Source organism: Curtobacterium citreum, from assembly GCF_006715175.1.
GTDB lineage: Bacteria > Actinomycetota > Actinomycetes > Actinomycetales > Microbacteriaceae > Curtobacterium > Curtobacterium citreum.
The window spans coordinates 3,088,312-3,106,540 of sequence record NZ_VFMQ01000001.1 but is presented as its reverse complement, the minus strand read 5'-3'; the positions used below and the strand labels follow the sequence as shown (position 1 = coordinate 3,106,540).

21 protein-coding genes are annotated in these 18,229 nt (G+C 72.5%); 9 read left to right on the top strand and 12 right to left on the bottom strand.

Annotation, left to right across the window (positions count from 1 at the left end):
- The first annotated feature begins 70 nt into the window (after positions 1–70).
- Positions 71–424, top strand: a complete 354-nt coding sequence (locus tag FB462_RS17715; RefSeq protein ID WP_229666942.1) for an NAD-dependent epimerase/dehydratase family protein — start codon at positions 71–73, stop codon at positions 422–424.
- A 45-nt stretch (positions 425–469) separates the two neighbouring features.
- Positions 470–973, top strand: coding sequence for a Rossmann-fold NAD(P)-binding domain-containing protein (locus tag FB462_RS17710; protein WP_229666943.1), 504 nt, complete (start codon positions 470–472; stop codon positions 971–973).
- A gap of 108 nt (positions 974–1,081) precedes the next feature.
- On the opposite strand, the gene FB462_RS14665 is transcribed toward FB462_RS17710, so the two are convergent.
- From FB462_RS14665 to FB462_RS14655, 3 genes are all read right to left on the bottom strand, one after another.
- The gene (locus FB462_RS14665; protein ID WP_229666944.1) at positions 1,082–2,413 is read right to left on the bottom strand and encodes an NAD(P)/FAD-dependent oxidoreductase; all 1,332 of its coding nucleotides are present in this window, start codon (positions 2,411–2,413) and stop codon (positions 1,082–1,084) included.
- 128 nt (positions 2,414–2,541) lie between these two features.
- Positions 2,542–3,090, bottom strand: coding sequence for a dihydrofolate reductase family protein (locus FB462_RS14660; protein ID WP_141862643.1), 549 nt, complete (start codon positions 3,088–3,090; stop codon positions 2,542–2,544).
- A 39-nt stretch (positions 3,091–3,129) separates the two neighbouring features.
- On the bottom strand, positions 3,130–3,579 hold the full coding sequence (locus FB462_RS14655; RefSeq protein WP_141862641.1) for a hypothetical protein: 450 nt from the start codon (positions 3,577–3,579) through the stop codon (positions 3,130–3,132).
- An 83-nt stretch (positions 3,580–3,662) separates the two neighbouring features.
- Between FB462_RS14655 and FB462_RS14650 the strand changes: the two genes are divergently transcribed.
- Both FB462_RS14650 and FB462_RS14645 read left to right on the top strand, forming a co-directional pair.
- Positions 3,663–4,436 (top strand): alpha/beta fold hydrolase, encoded by a 774-nt coding sequence (locus tag FB462_RS14650; protein ID WP_141862639.1) that lies wholly within the window; start codon positions 3,663–3,665, stop codon positions 4,434–4,436.
- Positions 4,433–5,212: an esterase/lipase family protein gene (locus FB462_RS14645; RefSeq protein ID WP_229666945.1), complete on the top strand. Its 780-nt coding sequence runs from the start codon at positions 4,433–4,435 to the stop codon at positions 5,210–5,212. The genes FB462_RS14650 and FB462_RS14645 overlap by 4 nt, the downstream gene beginning before the upstream one ends.
- Positions 5,213–5,345: 133 nt before the next feature.
- On the opposite strand, the gene FB462_RS14640 is transcribed toward FB462_RS14645, so the two are convergent.
- From FB462_RS14640 to FB462_RS14620, 5 genes are all read right to left on the bottom strand, one after another.
- Positions 5,346–5,735 carry a VOC family protein gene (locus FB462_RS14640; protein WP_167510131.1) on the bottom strand — a complete coding sequence of 130 codons (390 nt, stop codon included), beginning with the start codon at positions 5,733–5,735 and terminating at the stop codon, positions 5,346–5,348.
- A gap of 49 nt (positions 5,736–5,784) precedes the next feature.
- Positions 5,785–6,792, bottom strand: a complete 1,008-nt coding sequence (locus FB462_RS14635; protein ID WP_141862637.1) for a LacI family DNA-binding transcriptional regulator — start codon at positions 6,790–6,792, stop codon at positions 5,785–5,787.
- A gap of 90 nt (positions 6,793–6,882) precedes the next feature.
- Positions 6,883–8,403 (bottom strand): tripartite tricarboxylate transporter permease, encoded by a 1,521-nt coding sequence (locus tag FB462_RS14630; protein WP_114850549.1) that lies wholly within the window; start codon positions 8,401–8,403, stop codon positions 6,883–6,885.
- Between the two features lies 1 nt (position 8,404).
- Positions 8,405–9,010, bottom strand: coding sequence for a tripartite tricarboxylate transporter TctB family protein (locus FB462_RS14625; RefSeq protein WP_114850548.1), 606 nt, complete (start codon positions 9,008–9,010; stop codon positions 8,405–8,407).
- Positions 9,007–10,056, bottom strand: coding sequence for a tripartite tricarboxylate transporter substrate binding protein (locus tag FB462_RS14620; protein WP_114850547.1), 1,050 nt, complete (start codon positions 10,054–10,056; stop codon positions 9,007–9,009). The genes FB462_RS14625 and FB462_RS14620 overlap by 4 nt, the downstream gene beginning before the upstream one ends.
- 135 nt (positions 10,057–10,191) lie before the next feature.
- Between FB462_RS14620 and FB462_RS14615 the strand changes: the two genes are divergently transcribed.
- The gene (locus FB462_RS14615; protein WP_229666947.1) at positions 10,192–11,496 is read left to right on the top strand and encodes a sensor histidine kinase; all 1,305 of its coding nucleotides are present in this window, start codon (positions 10,192–10,194) and stop codon (positions 11,494–11,496) included.
- Positions 11,493–12,230: a response regulator gene (locus tag FB462_RS14610; RefSeq protein WP_141862635.1), complete on the top strand. Its 738-nt coding sequence runs from the start codon at positions 11,493–11,495 to the stop codon at positions 12,228–12,230. The genes FB462_RS14615 and FB462_RS14610 overlap by 4 nt, the downstream gene beginning before the upstream one ends.
- 59 nt (positions 12,231–12,289) lie before the next feature.
- Here FB462_RS14610 and FB462_RS14605 read toward each other — a convergent pair whose 3' ends face one another.
- From FB462_RS14605 to FB462_RS14595, 3 genes are all read right to left on the bottom strand, one after another.
- On the bottom strand, positions 12,290–13,021 hold the full coding sequence (locus FB462_RS14605; protein WP_141862633.1) for a class I SAM-dependent methyltransferase: 732 nt from the start codon (positions 13,019–13,021) through the stop codon (positions 12,290–12,292).
- 139 nt (positions 13,022–13,160) lie between these two features.
- Complete coding sequence (locus FB462_RS14600) at positions 13,161–13,634, bottom strand: nucleoside deaminase (RefSeq protein WP_141862631.1); 474 nt, start codon at positions 13,632–13,634, stop codon at positions 13,161–13,163.
- 47 nt (positions 13,635–13,681) lie between these two features.
- Positions 13,682–14,332, bottom strand: a complete 651-nt coding sequence (locus FB462_RS14595; RefSeq protein WP_141862629.1) for a CatA-like O-acetyltransferase — start codon at positions 14,330–14,332, stop codon at positions 13,682–13,684.
- A 62-nt stretch (positions 14,333–14,394) separates the two neighbouring features.
- On the opposite strand from FB462_RS14595, the gene FB462_RS14590 reads away from it, so the two are divergent.
- From FB462_RS14590 to FB462_RS14580, 3 genes are all read left to right on the top strand, one after another.
- Positions 14,395–15,066 carry a DUF2461 domain-containing protein gene (locus FB462_RS14590; RefSeq protein WP_141862627.1) on the top strand — a complete coding sequence of 224 codons (672 nt, stop codon included), beginning with the start codon at positions 14,395–14,397 and terminating at the stop codon, positions 15,064–15,066.
- 69 nt (positions 15,067–15,135) lie between these two features.
- A complete protein-coding gene (locus FB462_RS14585; protein WP_141862625.1) occupies positions 15,136–15,957 on the top strand; it encodes a hypothetical protein in 822 nt (273 codons plus the stop codon).
- Between the two features lie 62 nt (positions 15,958–16,019).
- Entirely contained in the window at positions 16,020–16,562 is a 543-nt protein-coding gene (locus FB462_RS14580) for a YbaK/EbsC family protein (RefSeq protein ID WP_141862623.1), read from the top strand.
- A gap of 85 nt (positions 16,563–16,647) precedes the next feature.
- Here the strand turns inward: FB462_RS14580 and FB462_RS14575 are convergent, their stop codons facing one another.
- Entirely contained in the window at positions 16,648–18,192 is a 1,545-nt protein-coding gene (locus FB462_RS14575; protein ID WP_208738920.1) for a TIR domain-containing protein, read from the bottom strand.
- Positions 18,193–18,229 lie beyond the last annotated feature (37 nt).

Genomic DNA, 18,229 nt, shown 5'->3' with positions numbered 1-18,229 from the left:
GCTGACATCGAGTGCTACGGTGATGTCAGTCCGTGACATCGCGCCACGGACCCTGCGAAGGGAAGCACTCATGCACGTGTTCGTCACCGGGGCCTCCGGCTGGATCGGCTCCCACACCGTCGACGAGCTCCTCGCCACCGGGCACACCGTCACCGGGCTCGCCCGGTCCGATGCGTCCGCCGCCGCACTCGAGTCCCGCGGTGCCGCCGTCCTGCGCGGCGACCTGGACGACCTCGACGCCCTGCGCCGGGGGGCCGAGGGCGCCGATGGCGTCCTGCACCTCGCGAACAAGCACGACTGGGGCAACCCGGCGGCCACGAACGCGAGCGAGCGTGCCGCGGTCGAGACGCTCGGGAGCGCCCTGGCCGGTTCCGACCGTCCGCTCGTGGTCGCCTCGGGAGTGGCCGGCCTGGCCTCGGGCTGACCGGCCACCGAGCAGGACCCCTCGCCGTTCGTCGGCCCGGACAGCATGCGCGGCGGCAGCGAGAACCGCGCGTTCGACTTCACGGCGGATGGTGTCCGGTCCGTCAGTGCGCGCTTCAGCCCGACCACGCACGGCGTCGGCTATCACGGGTTCATCGCCGCGATCGTCGCCGCAGCCGTCCGGACCGGGGTGTCCGGCTACCTGGGGGAGGGCACGAACCGGTGGGCCGCCGTGCACGTGGACGACGCCGCGCGGCTCGTGCGCCTCGGGCTCGAGGACGCCCCGGCGGGCACGCGGTTGCACGCTGTCGCCGAGACGGGTGTCCCGACCCGGGACATCGCGCAGGCGATCGGCGACGCCCTCGGGTTGCCGGTGACGAGCATCGACCCCGCGGACGCCGAGGAGCACTTCGGGTTCATCGGGCGGTTCTTCGCGCTCGAGATGTCCGCGACGGCCGATGCCACGCGGGAGCGCTTCGGCTGGACCCCGACCGGGCCGACCCTGCTCGAGGACATCGCCGCCGGGGCGTACGCGCACGTCGCGCGCTGACCCGCTCGCGGGCCCGGCGCCCGGGTGCGGGCGCCGAGTCTCGGGCCCAGCGACGAGTCTCGTACCCGCGCGCCCGAGACTCGGGCGGGCGCCCGCGACGGGTCGAGGCTACTCGGCCTTCTGCATCTGCCAGGGCTCGGGCTCGCGGTCCCCGTTCGGGCGCACCGGACGGACGTCGCCGACGATCGGGATGGACCGCTTCCGCATGAACCACAGGTAGCGGACGAAGAAGTGCGACAGGGTCGACAGCCGGTTGCCGTTGCCGAGCAGCGATGCGATGTGCACGGCCACCCAGGCGGCCCACGCGACGGGGCCGACCATCGTGATGCCACCGCGGAGCTGGGCGACCGCGGCGTTCGTGCCGATCGTCGCCATGGTGCCCTTGTCGAAGTACTTGAAGTGCTCGGTCTGCTTGCCCTCGAGCAGGCGGACGACCTGCCGGGCGACGTGCCGGCCACCCTGCAGCGCCGGCTGGGCGAGCTGGGCGAGGGCGTCGTCCTGGGCGGCGATGTCGCCGGCGGAGAAGATCCGCTCGACGCCCTTCACGCTGAGGTCGTCGTTCACCTGGATCCGCCCGCCGTGGGTCTGCGGCAGACCCCAGCCCGATACCTCCTTGTGGGCCGCGACCCCGGTCGCCCAGATCACCTGGGACGCGGGGATGAACTCGCCGTCGGCCGTGACGACGCCGTCGGGCTTGACCTCGGCGACCCCGGTGTTCAGCCGCAGCACGACGCCGCGCTTCCGCAGGACCTTGGCCGCGTACCGGCGCAGGCGCGGGGCGAACGGCTTGAGGAGTTCGCCGCTGCGGTGCACGAGCGTGATCGTGATCGCGCCCTCGTCGAGCTCGGGGTACGCGCCCTCGAGGGCCTGGTCGCGGAGCTCCGCGAGGGCACCGGCCATCTCGACGCCCGTCGCACCGCCGCCGACGATGACCACGCGGATCTCGTCGGGGCCCTGGTTCGCCGCGGCCTCCTCGAGCCGGGTGAACAGCTCGTCGCGGATCCGCAGCGCCTGCGAGCGGGAGTACATCGAGTACGCGTACTCGTACGCGCCGGGGGTGCCGAAGTAGCTCGTGTTGACGCCGTTCGCCAGGATGAGCCAGTCGTAGTGCAGGTGCTCGCCGTCGGACATCTCGGCGACGCGGTGCTCGGCGTCGATGCCGGTGAGCAGCCCGTGGCGGAAGTCGGCGTTCGACTGCTTCGCGCGCAGGCTCCGCAGGAAGTACGTCACGTCGCCGGCGTTGAGGCCGCCCGTCGCCACCTGGTACATGAGCGGCTGGAACATGTTGTAGACGTGGCGGTCGACCAGGGTCACCCGGACCGGTGCGTCCGCGAGTTCACGCATCGCCGCGATGCCGGCGAAGCCTCCGCCGACGATGACGACGTGCGGGCGGGTGTCCTCGGACATGCTGATCTCCAGGGTGGTGCGGTCGACGGCCACCCAGAAGGGTACGCCGATCGGGAGCCGTGTCCGTCCACCCGCCCGTCACCGTGCCGATGGAGCGGTCCCGCCGGCCTTGCGGCCCTGCGGCCTGCGTCAGGCGCGGCCTGCGTCAGGCGCGGCCTGCGTCAGGCCTCGAACGGCGCGTACGTGCTCAGCACGTTGCCCTTGCTCGTCACGACGCTCTGCACCAGGCGCAGCCGCGTGGGCGGATCGGTCGGCTCGAACAGCTTCCGGCCGGCGCCCGCGATCGCCGGGTGCGTCATGAGCTGCAGTTCGTCGAGCAGCCCCGCGAACAGCAGGTGCCGCACGAGCGTGACGCTCCCCGTCACCGCGACGTCGCCGCCGTCGCCGGCCTTGAGCTCGCGCACGAACGCGTCGACGTCACCCTGGATCAGGTGCGCGTTCTCCCACGTCAGGTCCGGGTCGAGCGTGGTCGAGGCGACGTGCTTCTCGATCGGGTTGATCCAGCGGCCGAACGGGTCGTCGGCGTGCGACGGCCACCACTCGGACCACTCGAGGTAGCTCTGCTTGCCGAGCAGGACCGTGTCGGTGCGGTCCATCCACGCCGTCATCGCCGTGCCGAGCTCCGCGTCGAAGGAGTCGTACTGGAACGTGTACGGGTCCTGCACGACACCGTCGACCGACGTGAAGAGCCCCGAGGTGACCTTGCGCATGCCCCGGAGCCTAGGGGCCTGGGCGTCCTGCGTCGAGGGTCAACTCCCCGTGCCGCTCCCGCCGCCCTGCACGCCACCGGGCAGCTGTCCGCCCTGACCGCTCTGCCCGCCCTGCCCGCTCTGCCCGTCCTGCCCGGGGAACCCGCCGCGCCCGCCACCCGGGACGGTCACGGAGCTCGAGTGCGACGCGCCGATGGCATGGCCGACGGCGTAGCCGACGCCACCGCCCGCGAGCAGGGCTCCGAGCCCGACCGCCACGGCCACCACGGGCCAGAACCACGGCGGCTTCGGACGCGTGCGCCCCGCGGTCCCCGACGGCTGTCCGGTCCAGGCAGCGGGACCGATCGGGGCCGCGGCCCATGAGGGCTGGCCGGTTGCGGCGGGCGGCCCGTCGAGCGTGGTGGTCGGACCGGCGGCGGGCGCCGCGCCCCAGCCGTGCGGCGGGACGGGCGCGTGGCTCGGTGCGGTGTTCGGGGAGTGGTCGCTCATGCGCGCCAGTGCACTCTGCTCGGCCAAGAGGAACCGATGACGACCCTGACCCGGCGCTGCGAACCCGCGGGTAGGTTCGGGTCGTGCGCGCACGGGTCGGGTCGTTCCAGGTCGGGGACCTCCGCGTGCGCCTCCGGACCCTGGCGCCGGCCGGCCGTCTGCACGACTCCCTGGCCCCGACCGTCGTCCTGGTCCACGGCATCGGGATGTCGCACCGGTCCTTCGCCCACACGCAGCGGGTCCTCGCTCGGACCCACCGCACGGTCGCCGTCGACCTGCCGGGGTTCGGCGGCCTCCCGCCGGCCGGACGCCGGCTGCAGGTCGAGGAGCTCGCGGACCTCGTGGTCGCGGCGGTCCGGGACGGCGGCGCGGAGACCGTCGTCGCGATCGGGCAGTCGATGGGGACGCAGGTCGTCGCGGAGGCCGCGCTCCGCCACCCCGACGTCGTCCGGGCCGTCGTCCTGGTCGGCCCCGTGTGCGACCGGTCCCGGCGCACCCTGCTCCGGCAGGCGCTCGACCTGACGCGGGACACCGTCGTCGAGACCCCGCGCATGAACGCCGTCGTCACGACCGACTACCTGCGGAGCATCCGGCAGTACGTCCGCGAACTCGGCCCGATGCTCCGGCACCGGCTCGAGGACGTGCTGCCCCGGCTCACCCAACCCGTGCTCGTCGTGCGCGGCGACCGCGACCCGATCGCGCGGCGGGAGTGGTCGGAGTCCCTCGCGCAGGCGGCCCCGCGCGGGGCGCTCGTCGAGCTGCCCGGCGGGCACCACGTGCAGGAGCGGCACCCGGAGGCGTTCGGACGACTCGTCGAGGAGTTCCGCCGCGTGCAGACCCTGGAGGACGCACGGTGACGGACCCGACCGCCCGCTCGGCCGCGGCGGCGGGACCGACGCGAGCCGTGCCTCCAGGCCGTCTGCCGGTGGACCGCGTGCCGGTGCTGCGGCGCGCGTGGTGGGCCGTCCTCGACTGGTGGTACGCGGCGCGGTGGCAGCTGCGGAGTGCCGGCCCGACGACCGCCGAGGACTACCGGACCGGCGAGGGCCAGCCGGTCGTCGTCGTGCCGGGCGTCTACGAGACCTGGCACTTCATGCGTCCCCTGATGGACGCGCTGCACGACGCCGGGCACCCCGTCCACGTGCTGCCCGTGCTGCGGCACAACATCCGGCCGGTGCCGGAGTCCGCGCGCGAGGTGCTCGCGTACCTCGAGGCGGAGGGCCTGCGCGACGTCCTCGTCGTGGCGCACAGCAAGGGCGGGCTGATCGGGAAGTACGCGATGACCCTGCCCGAGGGGGACCGCATCGACCGGATGGTCGCCGTGTCGACGCCGTTCGCCGGGTCGGCCTACGCGCGGCTCGCGCCGGTGCGGCACCTGCGGGTGTTCCGTGCCGCGGACCCGGTGCTCGCGGCGCTCGGGCGGGACCTCGCGGTGAACGCGCGGATCACGTCGGTCTGGGGGGTCTTCGACACGCTCATCCCGGCCGGGAGCGAGCTCGCGGGTGCGACGAACGTGCGCGTCCCGGTGGGCGGGCACTTCCGGATCCTGGCCGCGCGGCAGACGCGCGAGGCGGTGCTGGCCGCCGCCGCGGGGCCGGGGCCGGGTCCGGGGCAGGCCCGAGACTCGGCCTGACGGACAGATCCGTGCATCGGCGGGCCGAGTCTCGTCCGCGGAGCCGAGACTCGCTGCGGTTCGCCGTCGCGGCGCGATCCGGCCAGGAGGCACGTGGCGCGCCCGGCGCGTCGGCCCGGTCCGGCTCGGCGGGTCAGGCGCCCGGCAGGAACAGGCAGAACGGGTGGCCGTCCGGGTCGAGGAGCACCCGGACGTCGTCCTGGGGCTGGAACGCGTGCTCGGTCGCCCCGAGCTCGAGGGCGCGGGCGGTCGCCGCGGGCAGGTCCTCCACCTGGAAGTCGAGGTGCAGCTGCATGCCCTGGCGTCCGGACTCGGGCGGCCACACCGGCGGGACGTAGGCGTCGTCGTACTGCACCGACAGACCGGGACCGCCGTCGGCCGGGCGGACCCGGAGCCACGTCGGTCCGTCCTCGTGCACGGTCCACCCGGTCAGCGCGCCGTAGAAGCGGGCGAGGGCGACCGGCTCCGGGGACTGCAGCACGGTCGCGGTCAGGACGGGCATCGCGGGGTCGTCGGCGCTCATGGCGCGGACGGTACCCCCGGCCGTCGCACCACTCGTCCAGCGCGCCCGGTCAGCGCGCCCGGACGCTCGCGCGCTCGACGATCCGGTGCGGCACCACGACCGTCTCCGGTGCTGCCGAAGGGTCCGCGATCCGCCGGGTGAGGAGATCGAGCGCAGCGGTCGCGAAGGCCCGACGGTCGAACGACACGGTGGTCAGCGCGGGGATCGCGTAGGCCGCCGCGTCGACGTCGTCGAACCCGACGACGCTCACCTGCTCCGGGACCCGGACGCCCCGCGCCGCGAGCACGTGCAGCACGCCGAAGGCGATGGAGTCCGTGTAGGCGAACACCGCGTCCGGCAGCGGGTTCGTGTCCAGCCACGCGGCGAACGCCGTCGCCGCCGCACTCGTCGTCCACGCCGGCAGCGGCACGCGCAGCGCGGGGTCGACCACGAGGCCGGCGCTGCCGAGCGCGTCCGCGTGGCCCTGGTCACGGAGCTCGCTCGTGGCGGTGGCGTCCGTCGGGCGCGCTGCCCCGACGACGGCGATCCGACGGTGCCCGCGGTCGAGCAGGTGGGTCGTGACCTCGAGCGCGGCGAGACGACTGTCGACGTGCACCTGGTCGACGTGCTCCGGCTCGACCTCGCCGATCACCACGGTCGGCGGCAGCCCCTCGGTCTCGGCGAGCACGCTCGCGCTGAGCGACACCGGGTTGAGCACGAGCCCGTCCACCAGGTGCGCGCGGGCCCGCGAGACCAGTTCGCGCTCGCGGTCCGGGTCGTTGCCGGTCTGGTCGAGCTGCACCGTCCAGCCGCGCTCGCGCGCCAGCTCGACGAACCACTGGGCGAGCTCGGCGGAGTAGGCGTTCCCGAGCTCGGGCAGCGTCAGCGCGATCGCCCCGGACCGTCCGTTGCGCAGCCCCCGGGCGGACAGGTTCGGGACGTAGTCGAGCTCGGCGAGGGCACGCTCGACGCGCTCCCGGGTCGCCGGGCGCACCGCGACGCCGCCGTTGATGACGTTGGAGACGGTCTTCGGCGACACCCCGGCCATCGCCGCCACGTCCCGCACGGTCGCGCGCATCCGACGAGCGTAGCGCGGACCTCCGGCCGTCTGGTGGCCCGGAGGTCCGGTCGCGGGGACGGGCCCCGGACCGGACGACCGACGACCTGACTACGCGTCGACCAGCTCGCGCCGCGCAGCGCGTCGCGCCCGGATGCGGCTGGTGACGGTGGCCGCGACCACGACCGCCAGCACGGCGTACAGCACGATCGGGATCGGCCCGGCCACCAGCACCGAGAAGTCCCCGTCCGCGCTCAGCGCCGCGTCCCGCAGGCTCGTCTCGGCGAGCGGACCGAGCACCATGCCGATGATGAGCGGCGCGAGGGGGATGTTGAGCGCCCGCATCAGGAAGCCGACGAGCCCGATGCCGAGCAGCATGAGCAGGTCGAACACCGAGCCGCTCGTCGCGTAGATGCCGAGCCCGCAGAAGACCGCGATGCCCGCGTACAGGTACGCCCGCGGGATGCGCAGCAGCTTCGCCCACAGCATCGCGAACGGCAGGTTGATGACGAGCAGCACCACCATCGCGATGAAGAACGACGCGAGCAGCGCCCAGACCAGGTCGGGGGAGCGGTCGAACAGCAGCGGTCCCGGCTGCAGGCCGTACTGGCGGAAGGCGGCGAGCATGATCGCCGCCGTGGCCGACACCGGCAGGCCGAGCGACAGCAGCGCGCCCATCGCCATGCCGGTCGTCGAGTTGCCCGCTGCCTCCGGCGCGGCCAGACCGCGGATCGCCCCGCGGCCGAACTGCGGGTCCTTCCGGCGGGCGTCGAGTCGCTTCTCGAGCCCGAACGCCAGGAAGGTCGGGATCTCGGACCCACCCGCGGGCACGACGCCGAAGGGCAACCCGATCGCGGTGCCGCGGAGCCAGGCGGGTGCCGCCTCGCGCAGCTCCCGCTTCGACAGCCACGGACGCCCGGTGGCCTGCACCATCCGACCGTCCTTCAGGTGCCGGGCGAGGCACGCGACGTAGATGACCTCGCCGAGTGCGAGCACCGCGACCGTCACCGTGACGAGCGAGATGCCGTCGAACAGCTCCGGGACGCCCATCGTGAAGCGCGGTGCGCCGGAGATGCCGTCGACGCCGATCACGGCGATGCCGAGGCCGAGGCACAGCGACCCGAGGCCCTTCAGCGCGTCGTCGGTGACGACCGACGACGTCGTGACGAACGCGAACAGCGCGAGGGCGAAGAACTCGGCGGGTCCGAAGCTCGACGAGAAGGACGCCAGCGCCGGTGCGAGGAAGACCACCAGCACGGACGCGATCATCCCGCCGACGAACGCGCCGATCGCCGCCGTCGCCAGCGCCTGGGCAGCGCGTCCGTTGAGCGCCATCTTGTGGCCCTCGAACGTCGACGCGATCGCCGAGGCCTGGCCCGGCGTGTTCATCAGGATGCCCATGGTGGAGTCGCCGAACAGGCCGCCGAAGTAGACGCCGGCGAACATGATGAACGCCGCCGTCGGGTCGAGGGAGAACGTCACCGGCAGCAGCAGCGCGACCGCCATCGAGGAACCGAGGCCGGGGAGCACGCCGACGGCGGTGCCGAGCAGGCACCCGACGACGACCCAGAGCAGGTTGGCGGGGGTCAGGGCACCGGCGAAGCCGTCCCCGAGCAGACCGAGCACGTCCACGTCAGAACTCCCATCCGACGATGCCCGAGGGCAGCGACAGGTCGAGCAGCATGTCGAAGGCGATGTAGCTGATCGCGCTCACCGTCAGTCCGACGACGAGCGGCCGCAGCCACCCGGGGGCGCCGAGCCCCTTCGCGACACCGAGGAACAGCAGCCCGGCGCCGACGATCCACCCGAGCACGCCGAGCAGCAGCGCGAACCCGGCGAAGGACAGCACGACCCAGGCCAGGGAACGCCAGTCGACGCGGACGGAGCGTTCCTCGACCGAGGGACCCGCTGGGTCGGAGTCGACGTCGGTGGCGACGGTCGGCTCCCCTCCGGCCCGTCGCCCGCGTGCGGCCCGGACGGACCGGACGACGAGCAGGGCGGCGAGCAGCAGGAGTGCGGCGGCGACGAGCCCGGGGAAGACCGCCGGCCCGGGGAACGCGGTGCCCGCGGGGACCTCCATCGTGACGATGCCGACGACGAGGTAGACCGCGAAGGCGGTGAAGAGCGCCGGGGTGGTCAGCTCCTTGGCGACCGCGGCGACACGGCCGGGGTCGGCCCGCAGCGTGAGCCGCTGCCCGACGACCGCGGAGGACGACGTGGGGTTGCTCGGACGGGTCATCGGCCCAGCTCCTCGTACAGTGCGGTGATGCGCTCGCGTTCGGCGTCGATGAACGCGTCGAGCTCGTCGCCGGTGATGATCCGCTCGGTCCAGTGGTAGCGCTCGACGGCATCGGCCCACTCGGGGGTGTCGAGCGTGTCCAGCACGATGTCGGTGAGCTGCGCCCGTTGCTCGTCGTCGAGCCCGCCGGGTGCCGCGACCTCGCGCCAGTTCGTCAGCGTCACGTCGTGTCCCTGCTCGACGGCCGTGGGGATGTCGATGCCGTCGACCGGTTCCGCGGCGACGAGCGCGAGTGCCCGCAGGCGGCCGGACTCGATCTGGTCGATGTTGTCCGGGTAGCCTCCGGAGGCCGCGGCGGCCGTGCCGTTCAGCAGCGCCTGGATGGCCTCGCCGCCGCCGTCCGACGGGATGTAGTTCGTCTGCTTCGGATCGATCCCGGCCGACACGGCGAGGTCGGTGACGACCAGCTGGTCGAACGAGCCGCCGCCCGTCCACGGCACCGAGCCGGGCCGCTCGCGCCACGCGGCGACGAGGTCGTCGAGCGTCTCGTACGGCGAGTCGGCGGGGACGACGATGACGTCGTACTCCTCGACGGTGACCGCGAGCGGCGTGACGTCGTCGTGGGTGACCGCGGAGCCGAACTGGATCTCGGCGGCGAGGAGTCCGGTGCCGCCGATGAGCAGCGTGTCCGTCTGCCCCGACAGCCGCGCCACGTTGCCGAGTGCGATGGTGCCACCGGCGCCCGGCATGTTCACGACCTGGACCGAGTTCACGATGCCGTTCGCGCGCTGCGCCTGCTGCATCGACCGTGCGACGCCGTCCCAGCCGCCGCCGGCCGCCGCAGGGGCGACGAGCGTGACGGACCGGGTGGGGTCGCCGCCGGCCGCCGCCGACGTCACCGACCCGAACGCGGCGACCGCGATGGACACCGCCGCGACGGCGGCCCCGACCACGCGGGCGACGGGACGAGGTGCACGAGGCCCGGCCGGCGTCGACGGTACCGACTGCCCGGGCCCCGACTCCCTGGACACTGACTGCTCTGTCATGGATGGCTCCCTCCTGCGCACGTCGTCGTGCCGCAGGTCGAGAAGTACGATAGCAGCCGCCGACCGGACGAGCACCCGGCGGCGGAGTTGTGCTCATTGACGCTCACGGCGTCGCGGCCGAAGGGGGACGCCACGGTGACCAGGGCACGTTCCGGGCGGCTGCGGCGCGCCGCTCGTTCCGGACGCCTGCGGCGCACCGCGGTGCTCGCGCTGCCGAGCGTGATCGTGCTCGCGGCGACGGGCGTCACGACCGGGGTCGCCGCGGTGGTGCAGGAGCGCAGCATCCGCACGTCCGTCGTCGAGCAGGTCTCGGGCGTCGCCTCGAGCCTGGCCGACCTGCCCGAGGTGCGGGACGCGGTGGCGTCGGTCGTCGACCAGGGCGCTCCCGGCGCGCTCGCTGACGCCGAGGACCTCGCCCCGGCGACCGCGGCGCTCCAGCCGATCGCGACGCTCGTCGAGGGCGCGTCCGGCGTCTCGTACGTCGTGGTCACCGACGACGAGGGCGTGCGCATCACCCACCCGGACCCCGCGGAACGTGGCCAGCCCGTCGAGACGACCATCGCGCCCGTGCTCCGGGGTGCGGAGTTCGTCGGCACCGAGACCGGCCCGTCCGGCGAGACCCTGCGCGCGAAGGTGCCGGTCGTCGCCGCGGACGGCGAGGTCGTCGGCGCCGTGGCGGTCGGCGTGCTCGAGTCGACCATCGCGGCCGACCGGGAACGCGCTCTCGGCACCCTGCTGCCGTGGAGCACCGGCGCCCTGGTCGCGGCGACCCTGGCGAGCGTGCTGCTGTCGCTCGTCATCGCCCGTCGGCTGCGCCGGGCGGACGCGGTCGACGCGGAGAGCCGGCAGGTGCGGTGGACGACCGAGGCGCTGCGCGAGCAGGCCCACGAGTTCGGCACGCGACTGCACGTGGTCCGCGGGCTCGTCGAGCAGGGGGACGACGAGGACGCGATGGCCTACATCGACGCCGTGGCACCCGGGCTGACGAGCGGCGGCGGCGCCGGTTCGCCGCGCCGTGGTGCGGTCGCGACGGCCTCCGTCGCCGCGGTGCGCTCCGAGCTCGCCGTGGCCGGCGCCACGCTCGACCTGCGGGTCGCCGAGGACGTCGTGCTCGACGACGCCGTGCTGCTCGTCCTGACCAACCTCTGCCGGAACGCCGCCGAGGCCGGTGCGGGCACGGTCGTCGCCACCGTCGGCGCACGGGACGGCCGCGTCACGGTCACGGTCGAGGACGACGGACCGGGCATCGACCCGGCCGACGCCCACCGTGTGCTGTCCCGCGGGTGGTCGTCGAAGTCCGACGAGACCGGCCTCGGCCGCGGCATCGGGCTGGCGGTCGTCCGCCGCACGGCCACCGACCGGGACGGATCGGTGGTCGTCGGCCGTTCGGCGGCGCTCGGCGGGGCCCGTCTCGACGTCGAGATGGCGGCGGGGTCGTGACCGCGTCCGGAGCCCCGCCGCTGCGCGTGCTCGTGGTCGACGACGACGCCGGTGCCCGCGCGCTGCACACCCGGTGGGTCGCCGCGACCGAGGGCTTCACGGTCGTCGGCGCGGTCGCCTCCGGCGGTGCCGCCCTGGCCTCCTTGGACCGCGGGGTCGACCTCGTGCTCCTGGACATGCGGCTGCCCGACATCAGCGGGATCGAGGTGCTGCACCGCATGCACGTCGCCGGCGTCGACCGGACCGACGTGCTCGTCGTCAGTTCGTCCCGCGACCAGGTCACCGTCCGGCAGGCACTCGCGGCGCACCCCGTCGGGTACCTGCTCAAGCCCTTCGACCGCCAGGCGCTGCAGGACCGACTGCACGCGTACGCCGCCGAGCGACGGTCCCGCGACACCGCGCAGCGCGACGTCCCGATGGGGCAGGGCGACGTCGACCGACTGCTCACGACCGGTTCGGTCCGCGTGGTCGGGCCGGCCCACGGCGCGACGCACGCCGCGAAGGACGGCCTGCCGAAGGGCGTCAGCGCCACCACGCTCGAACGGATCATCGCGGCACTCGACCCGGTGGTGGGCCGCTCGGCGGACGAGGTCGCGGCGACGACGGGGACGTCGCGCGCCACCGCTCGGCGCTACCTCGACCACCTCGTCGCGACGGGCGCGATCGACCTCGCGCACCGGTACGGCCGCCGCGGTCGCCCCCAGGTGCTCTACCGCCTGACCCCGGCGCCCTGAGACGACGACGGCGCCCTGAGTCGACGACGGCGACCTGCGACGACCACGGAGCAGGGTCCTCAGGACCGGACGTACCGGTGCACGTGCGCGACGTAGTCGACGGGGATCGTCGGACGCCCCGCCGTCTCCGGGTCCTCGTCGACCACCCGGCGGACGGCGTCGAGCACCGCCCGCCGCTCGTCCTCCGGCAGGACGATGACGTAGCTGCGCGAGGCGATCGCGTCGAGGAACGCCCCACGGTCCTGCTCGTGCGTCCACCGCACCGTCTCGTGCACGCCCGCGTCGAAGGGCGGCCCGACGAGCGGCTGCACCTGCTGCCCCGTGCGCGCCTCCGGCTGCGCGACGATCGCGCCGACACGGGCGGCCCACGGACGCGTCTCGTCGCGCACGTTCCAGACGAGCCCGAGCGTCCCGCCCGGTCGCAGCACCCGCCAGGCCTCGGCAGCGCCCGCCGCTCGGTCGACCCAGTGCCAGGACTGCGCGAACGTCACGACGTCCGCGGCGCCGTCCCGCAGCGGGACCGCCTCGCCCGTGCCGTCGAGCGCGCGGACGGTCGGCAGCAGGTCGGCCAGTCGGGCGCGCATGGCCGGGTCCGGTTCGACCGCCACGACCTCGGCCGCGCGGCCGAGCAGGGACCGCGTGAACTTCCCGGTCCCCGCGCCGACGTCGACCACGAGCGCCGTCCCGTCCGGCACCAGCGCCGCCGCGACGGCGTCCGGGTACCCCGGGCGGCCGCGCTCGTAGGCGTCGACGGCGGATCCGAAGGAGCGGGCGAAGCGGTCGTCGGTCACGGACCCAGCCTGGTCCGTGCGGGCCGCCGCCGTCGATGCGAGACGCCACAGGCCCGGCTCACGCGGGTGCGTGGCGACGGACGGGAGGATCGTGGCGGGCCCGCCACGATCCTCCCGTCCGGTGGTGGGTGCGCCGGGCTCAGGCCGGGTGGCGGGCGGTCCACTCGCGGAACGGGGCCGTCGGGTCGTCGGCCCGTCCCTGCTCCATCCGCAGGGTGCGGTCCTCCACGGGCTTCGCGTACTCGTCGTAGAACGTGGCGAGCGTCATCAGGCGGTTGCCGTCCTCGTAGTGCTCGCCCTCCTGCTCACGGGTCGCGGCGAAGACGACGCGGTCCGGCTGCGCGTAGTAGAGCGCGCCGAGGCACATCGGGCACGGGGACGCCGTGACGAAGACCTCGTACCCGGTCAGGTCGGTGATCCCCTGCTCCGCTGCCGCCCGGATCGCGCGGATCTCGGCGTGCGCCGTGGGGTCGCCGGTCTGCGCGACGTGGTTCACCGCCTCGACGACGACCTCGCCGTCCCGGACGATCAGGCAGGCGAACGGCTTGCCGCCGTCCCGGACGTTGTCGAGGGCACGGGAGACCGCCAGGGCGGTGAGGTCGTCGTCGTTCATGCCCACCACGGTGCTCCCGACGGGTGTGCGACCGGGGGACGGGCCGGTCAGGCGAGCCAGGATGGGTCGGCGAAGAGCTCCTCGACCTCGGTGACGAAGCGTGAGGCGTGGAAGCCGTCCACCGCCGAATGGTTGATCCGGAGCGCCAGGGGCATGACCGTCCGCCCGTCCGCCTGCCGGTACCGCCCGAGCGTGATCACGGGAGCCAGGTGGTCCTCGGCGCCGGTGAGGTGCAGTGCGAACCCGGTGAAGGACGTCCGGGGGAGCGTCGAGACGTCGAAGGTGTCCGTGCGCTCCGAGCCCTGCGGGAACATCCGGTGGTCGTCGCGGTACCGCTCCGTCGTCGCGACCACGGCGTCGTGGAACGTCCGGGGGTCCGGGTCGTACTCGACCACGAGCACCGAGAAGGTCTCGGTGTCGGGGTGGAACACCGTGAAGGTCGGATGCACCACGTCCCACACCGCGGGCTGGCCGTCCTCGGTGAGCTGCATCCGGAACTCCTCGTGGCGGTTCACGACCGTCGCGAGCACCCAGATCTGAGACGGGTACGTCTTCGCCCGCGCCGTCCGGGCGGCCTCGACGAAGGCCGTGACGTCGACGTCGACGATCATCTCCCACGCGCAGGGCTCCCGCCGGTAGTGCGCGAAGTGCTCCCGACGGGGCCACGTCTCGAGGTCGATCGGTCGGAGTTCGCTCATCCGGTCAGTCTCGTACCCCGGGCTGCCGACGAGCGTGCACCCGGCCGCGGTTCACTGCGAGGATGACCGAGACGCCGTTCTCGCCCGCGCTGGCGACCTTCTTCCGCGGGCTCGCCGCGCACAACGAGAAGTCCTGGTTCGAGGACCACCGCGACGACTGGGAGCGGCACGTCCGCGACCCGATGGACGCGCTGCTGCACGAGGCCGAACGGCGGTACGGGCCCGGCCGGGTGCTCCGCCAGCACCGCGACCTGCGCTTCACGCCGGACAAGCGGCCGTACCGCGAGGACACCGGCCTGACCGCGGGCGGGATGTACCTGAGCGCCGGCACCGACGGGCTCCAGGTCGGCGGCGGCCTCTACGAGCCGTCGCGGGCGCAGCTGCACGCTGCGCGGAGGACCATCGACGAGCACCCGCAGGCCGCCGCCGCCCTGCAGCGGGAGCTCGACGACCTGACCGACGCCGGGTACGAGCTCGCCGGACCGCCGCTGAAGACCGCCCCGCGCGGGTTCGACGCCGACCACCCGCGGATCGACCTGCTCCGGATGCAGCACTACGCCGCGCTCGTGCACCTGCCGCTCGACAGCTCGCTCGACGCGATCGTCGCCGCGTGGGACCGGGTGCAGCCGCTCGTGCGGTGGACGGTGAAGTGGGCGCGGGCCGACGACCCCGAGGCGGCGGACGACCCGGCGCCGCCCGTGCCGGGGGCACGGTCGATCCACGAGCGCGCCTGAGCACTCCGCGGTGCGGCGAGCACTCCGGGCGCTCGCCTGTCAGGATGGGCACGGGGTGAGGGGGACCACGTGGGGACTGACGATCCGGTCGTCGGGCGGGCGGGAGCCGTCGGGCTCGCCGTGGCGCTGCCGGTCCTGCTCGTGGTGAGCTGGCTGGTCCAGCTCGGCGTGCTGCTGCAGGCCTCGTTCGGGGCGGACGACACCCGACCGGGGCCAGGCGGCGTCCTCGCGGGGTTGCTCGTCGGGACGTTGCTCGCGGTCGGGGTGCCGGTCGCGGTCATCGTCGTGTACGTCCTGAAGCGCCGGCGGCAGCCGCGGACCTCGCTCGCCGCGGTGATCTCGGCGATCGTCGTGCTCGTCGTCGCGGTCCCGCTGAACACGCTCGGGATCGTCGGGCAGGTCGGGACGGTCGCCGAGGACGCCCGGGTCCGCGCGCAGCCGGCGACCGCGGCCGAGCGTCACTTCGCGCACAGCGAGGGCGGCGCCGAGGCCGCGCTGAACCGGATCGGCGACCGCACCGTGGAGCTGCTCGGCTCCCGGCGGTCCGAGGGGTTCCGGTCCGACGGCTCCCCGAAGGGCGGCGCGTACTCGGAACCGTGCCTGCTCGACAACCGGCAGGAGGGCCTGGAGTGGGAGTACTGGTTCATCGCAGCCGAACTCCACGACGCCTCGGGCGCCGACCTGCTGCCCGAGGGGGCCGCGACCGTGCCGGGCGGCGCGACCGACCTGGCGGCGGTCCGAGCAGCATGGCAGGCCGAGGGCATCGGTGCGGAGCGCAGTGCCGTCGGTTCGGAGGAGCAGTACGAGCCGCGGGCGGACTGGCTCGCGTCGTCGTCCTACGCGCGCCCGGGGCCGACGGTGGTGCTCAGGACGATCTGCCTGGAGCGCTGACGGCCGCGCGTGCGGGTGTGGACCTCCGACGCCGTCGGGGGAGGACTCCCTACGGTGGGGGCATGCCGACGCTCGACCGTTCCCCTGCCCTCGTCGCCACCGGGTTCCTGGCGATCCCCGTCGCCCAGGCCCTCGTCGGGCTGCCGAGCGATTTGCTCACGCGGATCGAGGCGGCACCGATCGACCCCGAGCTCGCGGACACGGCCGCGTTCTCCGAGGCGTACGGGTACCCGCTCGACGGCGGCGCGAACTGCATCGTCGTCGCGGGACGGCGTGGAAACGAGGTCCGCTACGCAGCGTGCGTCGTGCAGGCGTCGACGAAGCTCGACGTCAACCGCGTGGTGAAGCGACTGCTCGACGTGCGCAAGGCGAGCTTCGCGCCGATGGACCAGGCGATCGAGCTGACCGGGATGGAGTACGGCGGGATCACCCCCATCGGGCTCCCCGCCGACTGGCCGGTGTACGTCGACGCGCGGGTGCTCGACGCACCCGAGGTGGTCGTGGGCGCCGGTCTCCGCGGCGCGAAGGTGTTCCTGCCCGGGGTCGTCCTGGCAGCCCTGCCGAACGTCACGGTCGTCGAAGGGCTCGCGACCGCTGTCGTCTGACAGGTCGCAGCTTGGGGAAGCTCGTCGAGAGGAGAGTCGCCCGCTGTCAGCGATTTCCAGAACGATGGCGGCAGCGGGCGACCCGTTACTCGATCGATTCCGTCCCGTCGGCCGCGGCCTGCGCGGCTGCCTCAGCTCGGTCGTCAGCGAGCCGGCCTGCAAGCTGTTGAACTGCGCTCTCGATCTGCGGCTCGAGATCGCCATTCCGGTCGATCGTGATTCCCCCAACATCGCGCGACACGTCGAAAGCCGAATAATCAACATCTGCAAGCCAGATTGGAATTACTGCGTTTTCGCCAAAGCGATCTCTGAATTGCTTCGACTCAAACCGCGTCCAGATTCGCTTCGGGTAATCTGGTCCGAGAATCACGACGATATAGCTAGCCTCGCTCTTATAGATGGGGGCCAGGTACTCCTCAACATTTGCCGCGAGAATTCGACTTTGCTCGTTCTTATCGTAGAAAACGCCAAGTTCGCGATCGGCCAACTGTTCGTACAGGGCGTTCGCGATGTCTCGGTCCGACCCGGCGAACGAAAGCGCGTAATCGTAGGTCGACGAAAAGCTCACTTCGAAGTACCCAAGACGCTCCGCAAACCGGTTCCACGGCAGGTGCTTGATGTAGAAGTAGAACTGCGGATCTTCCACCGCAAGCACGCGGCTTTCCTCGTCGTAATGCAGCAGATCCGACAGCATATCTGCTCGTTCCTCGAGAAGGTTGCGCAGGTGGCCCTTCTCTACTACTTGGCTCACGCTCGGTCGAAGGGTCGGATTTTTCCGCATCTCGCGCTGCAGTTCGATCGTCCATTCTTCGCTCTGAGACAGCCAACGCAGAATTTGCAGATAAGGCGCTCGTCCCTCCCGCCTCAGCTTCTTGCCTTTGGCAAACATCTCTGCTCGGCGCTGGAAAGTCGCTGAGAGGCGATCGAGCACTCGTTCGCGAATCAATTCGAAGGAGGAGTCAACGACTGTGTGAGTCGTCTCAGTCTCGGTTACTTCTTTCGTGAGGCAAGCGTCGTGGCAAAGAGCCTGAGCGATGTTGAAGCTGCCTTGCGAGTTTTGGGCGATCTCTGCCGCGGCGTCGAGCGATATGTTGAGCGCGTCGGCTCCCTTATTGATGAGAGTCTCGATGCGGTCAACCGGGTTCACACCGAGTTTGATCACCTCAATACGCCCGCCCAGATCAGGCGCCATGGCGATCAGTGATTCACCGGCCTTATTGATCCCAATCACGACCACCTTCGAGTCGGTACGTTCCTCATCGGCAAGTACCTTCATGAAATCAGAAATGGACTCGCGGCTCGTCTGGTCGAGACGATGAAAGTCGTCGATGATGACGACTCCGATCGATTCCATCCCGGGAAGTTCTCTAATGAGCTCGACGTCATCCGGTCGCCGAGCACTAAGTGCGAGAACGGACTCACTAGTCGTCACTGACTCCAGTGCTTTGGTGACCGCGCTCGTCTTTCCAATTTTCGACGGACCTTCAATGACTACGCCGCGCCCCGGGGTCCTTAGTGCGATTTTGAGTCGAGAATACTCGATTGGTTCGACGAAGGTGACGGTCGGTACGCCGGAGAGTTTGTAGACGTCTTCGAGCTGAAAGGTCACTGCCTGCTTGACGGTACTCATCGCCCGCCAGCCTATGAGGGATCATTGCCTTTGAAGA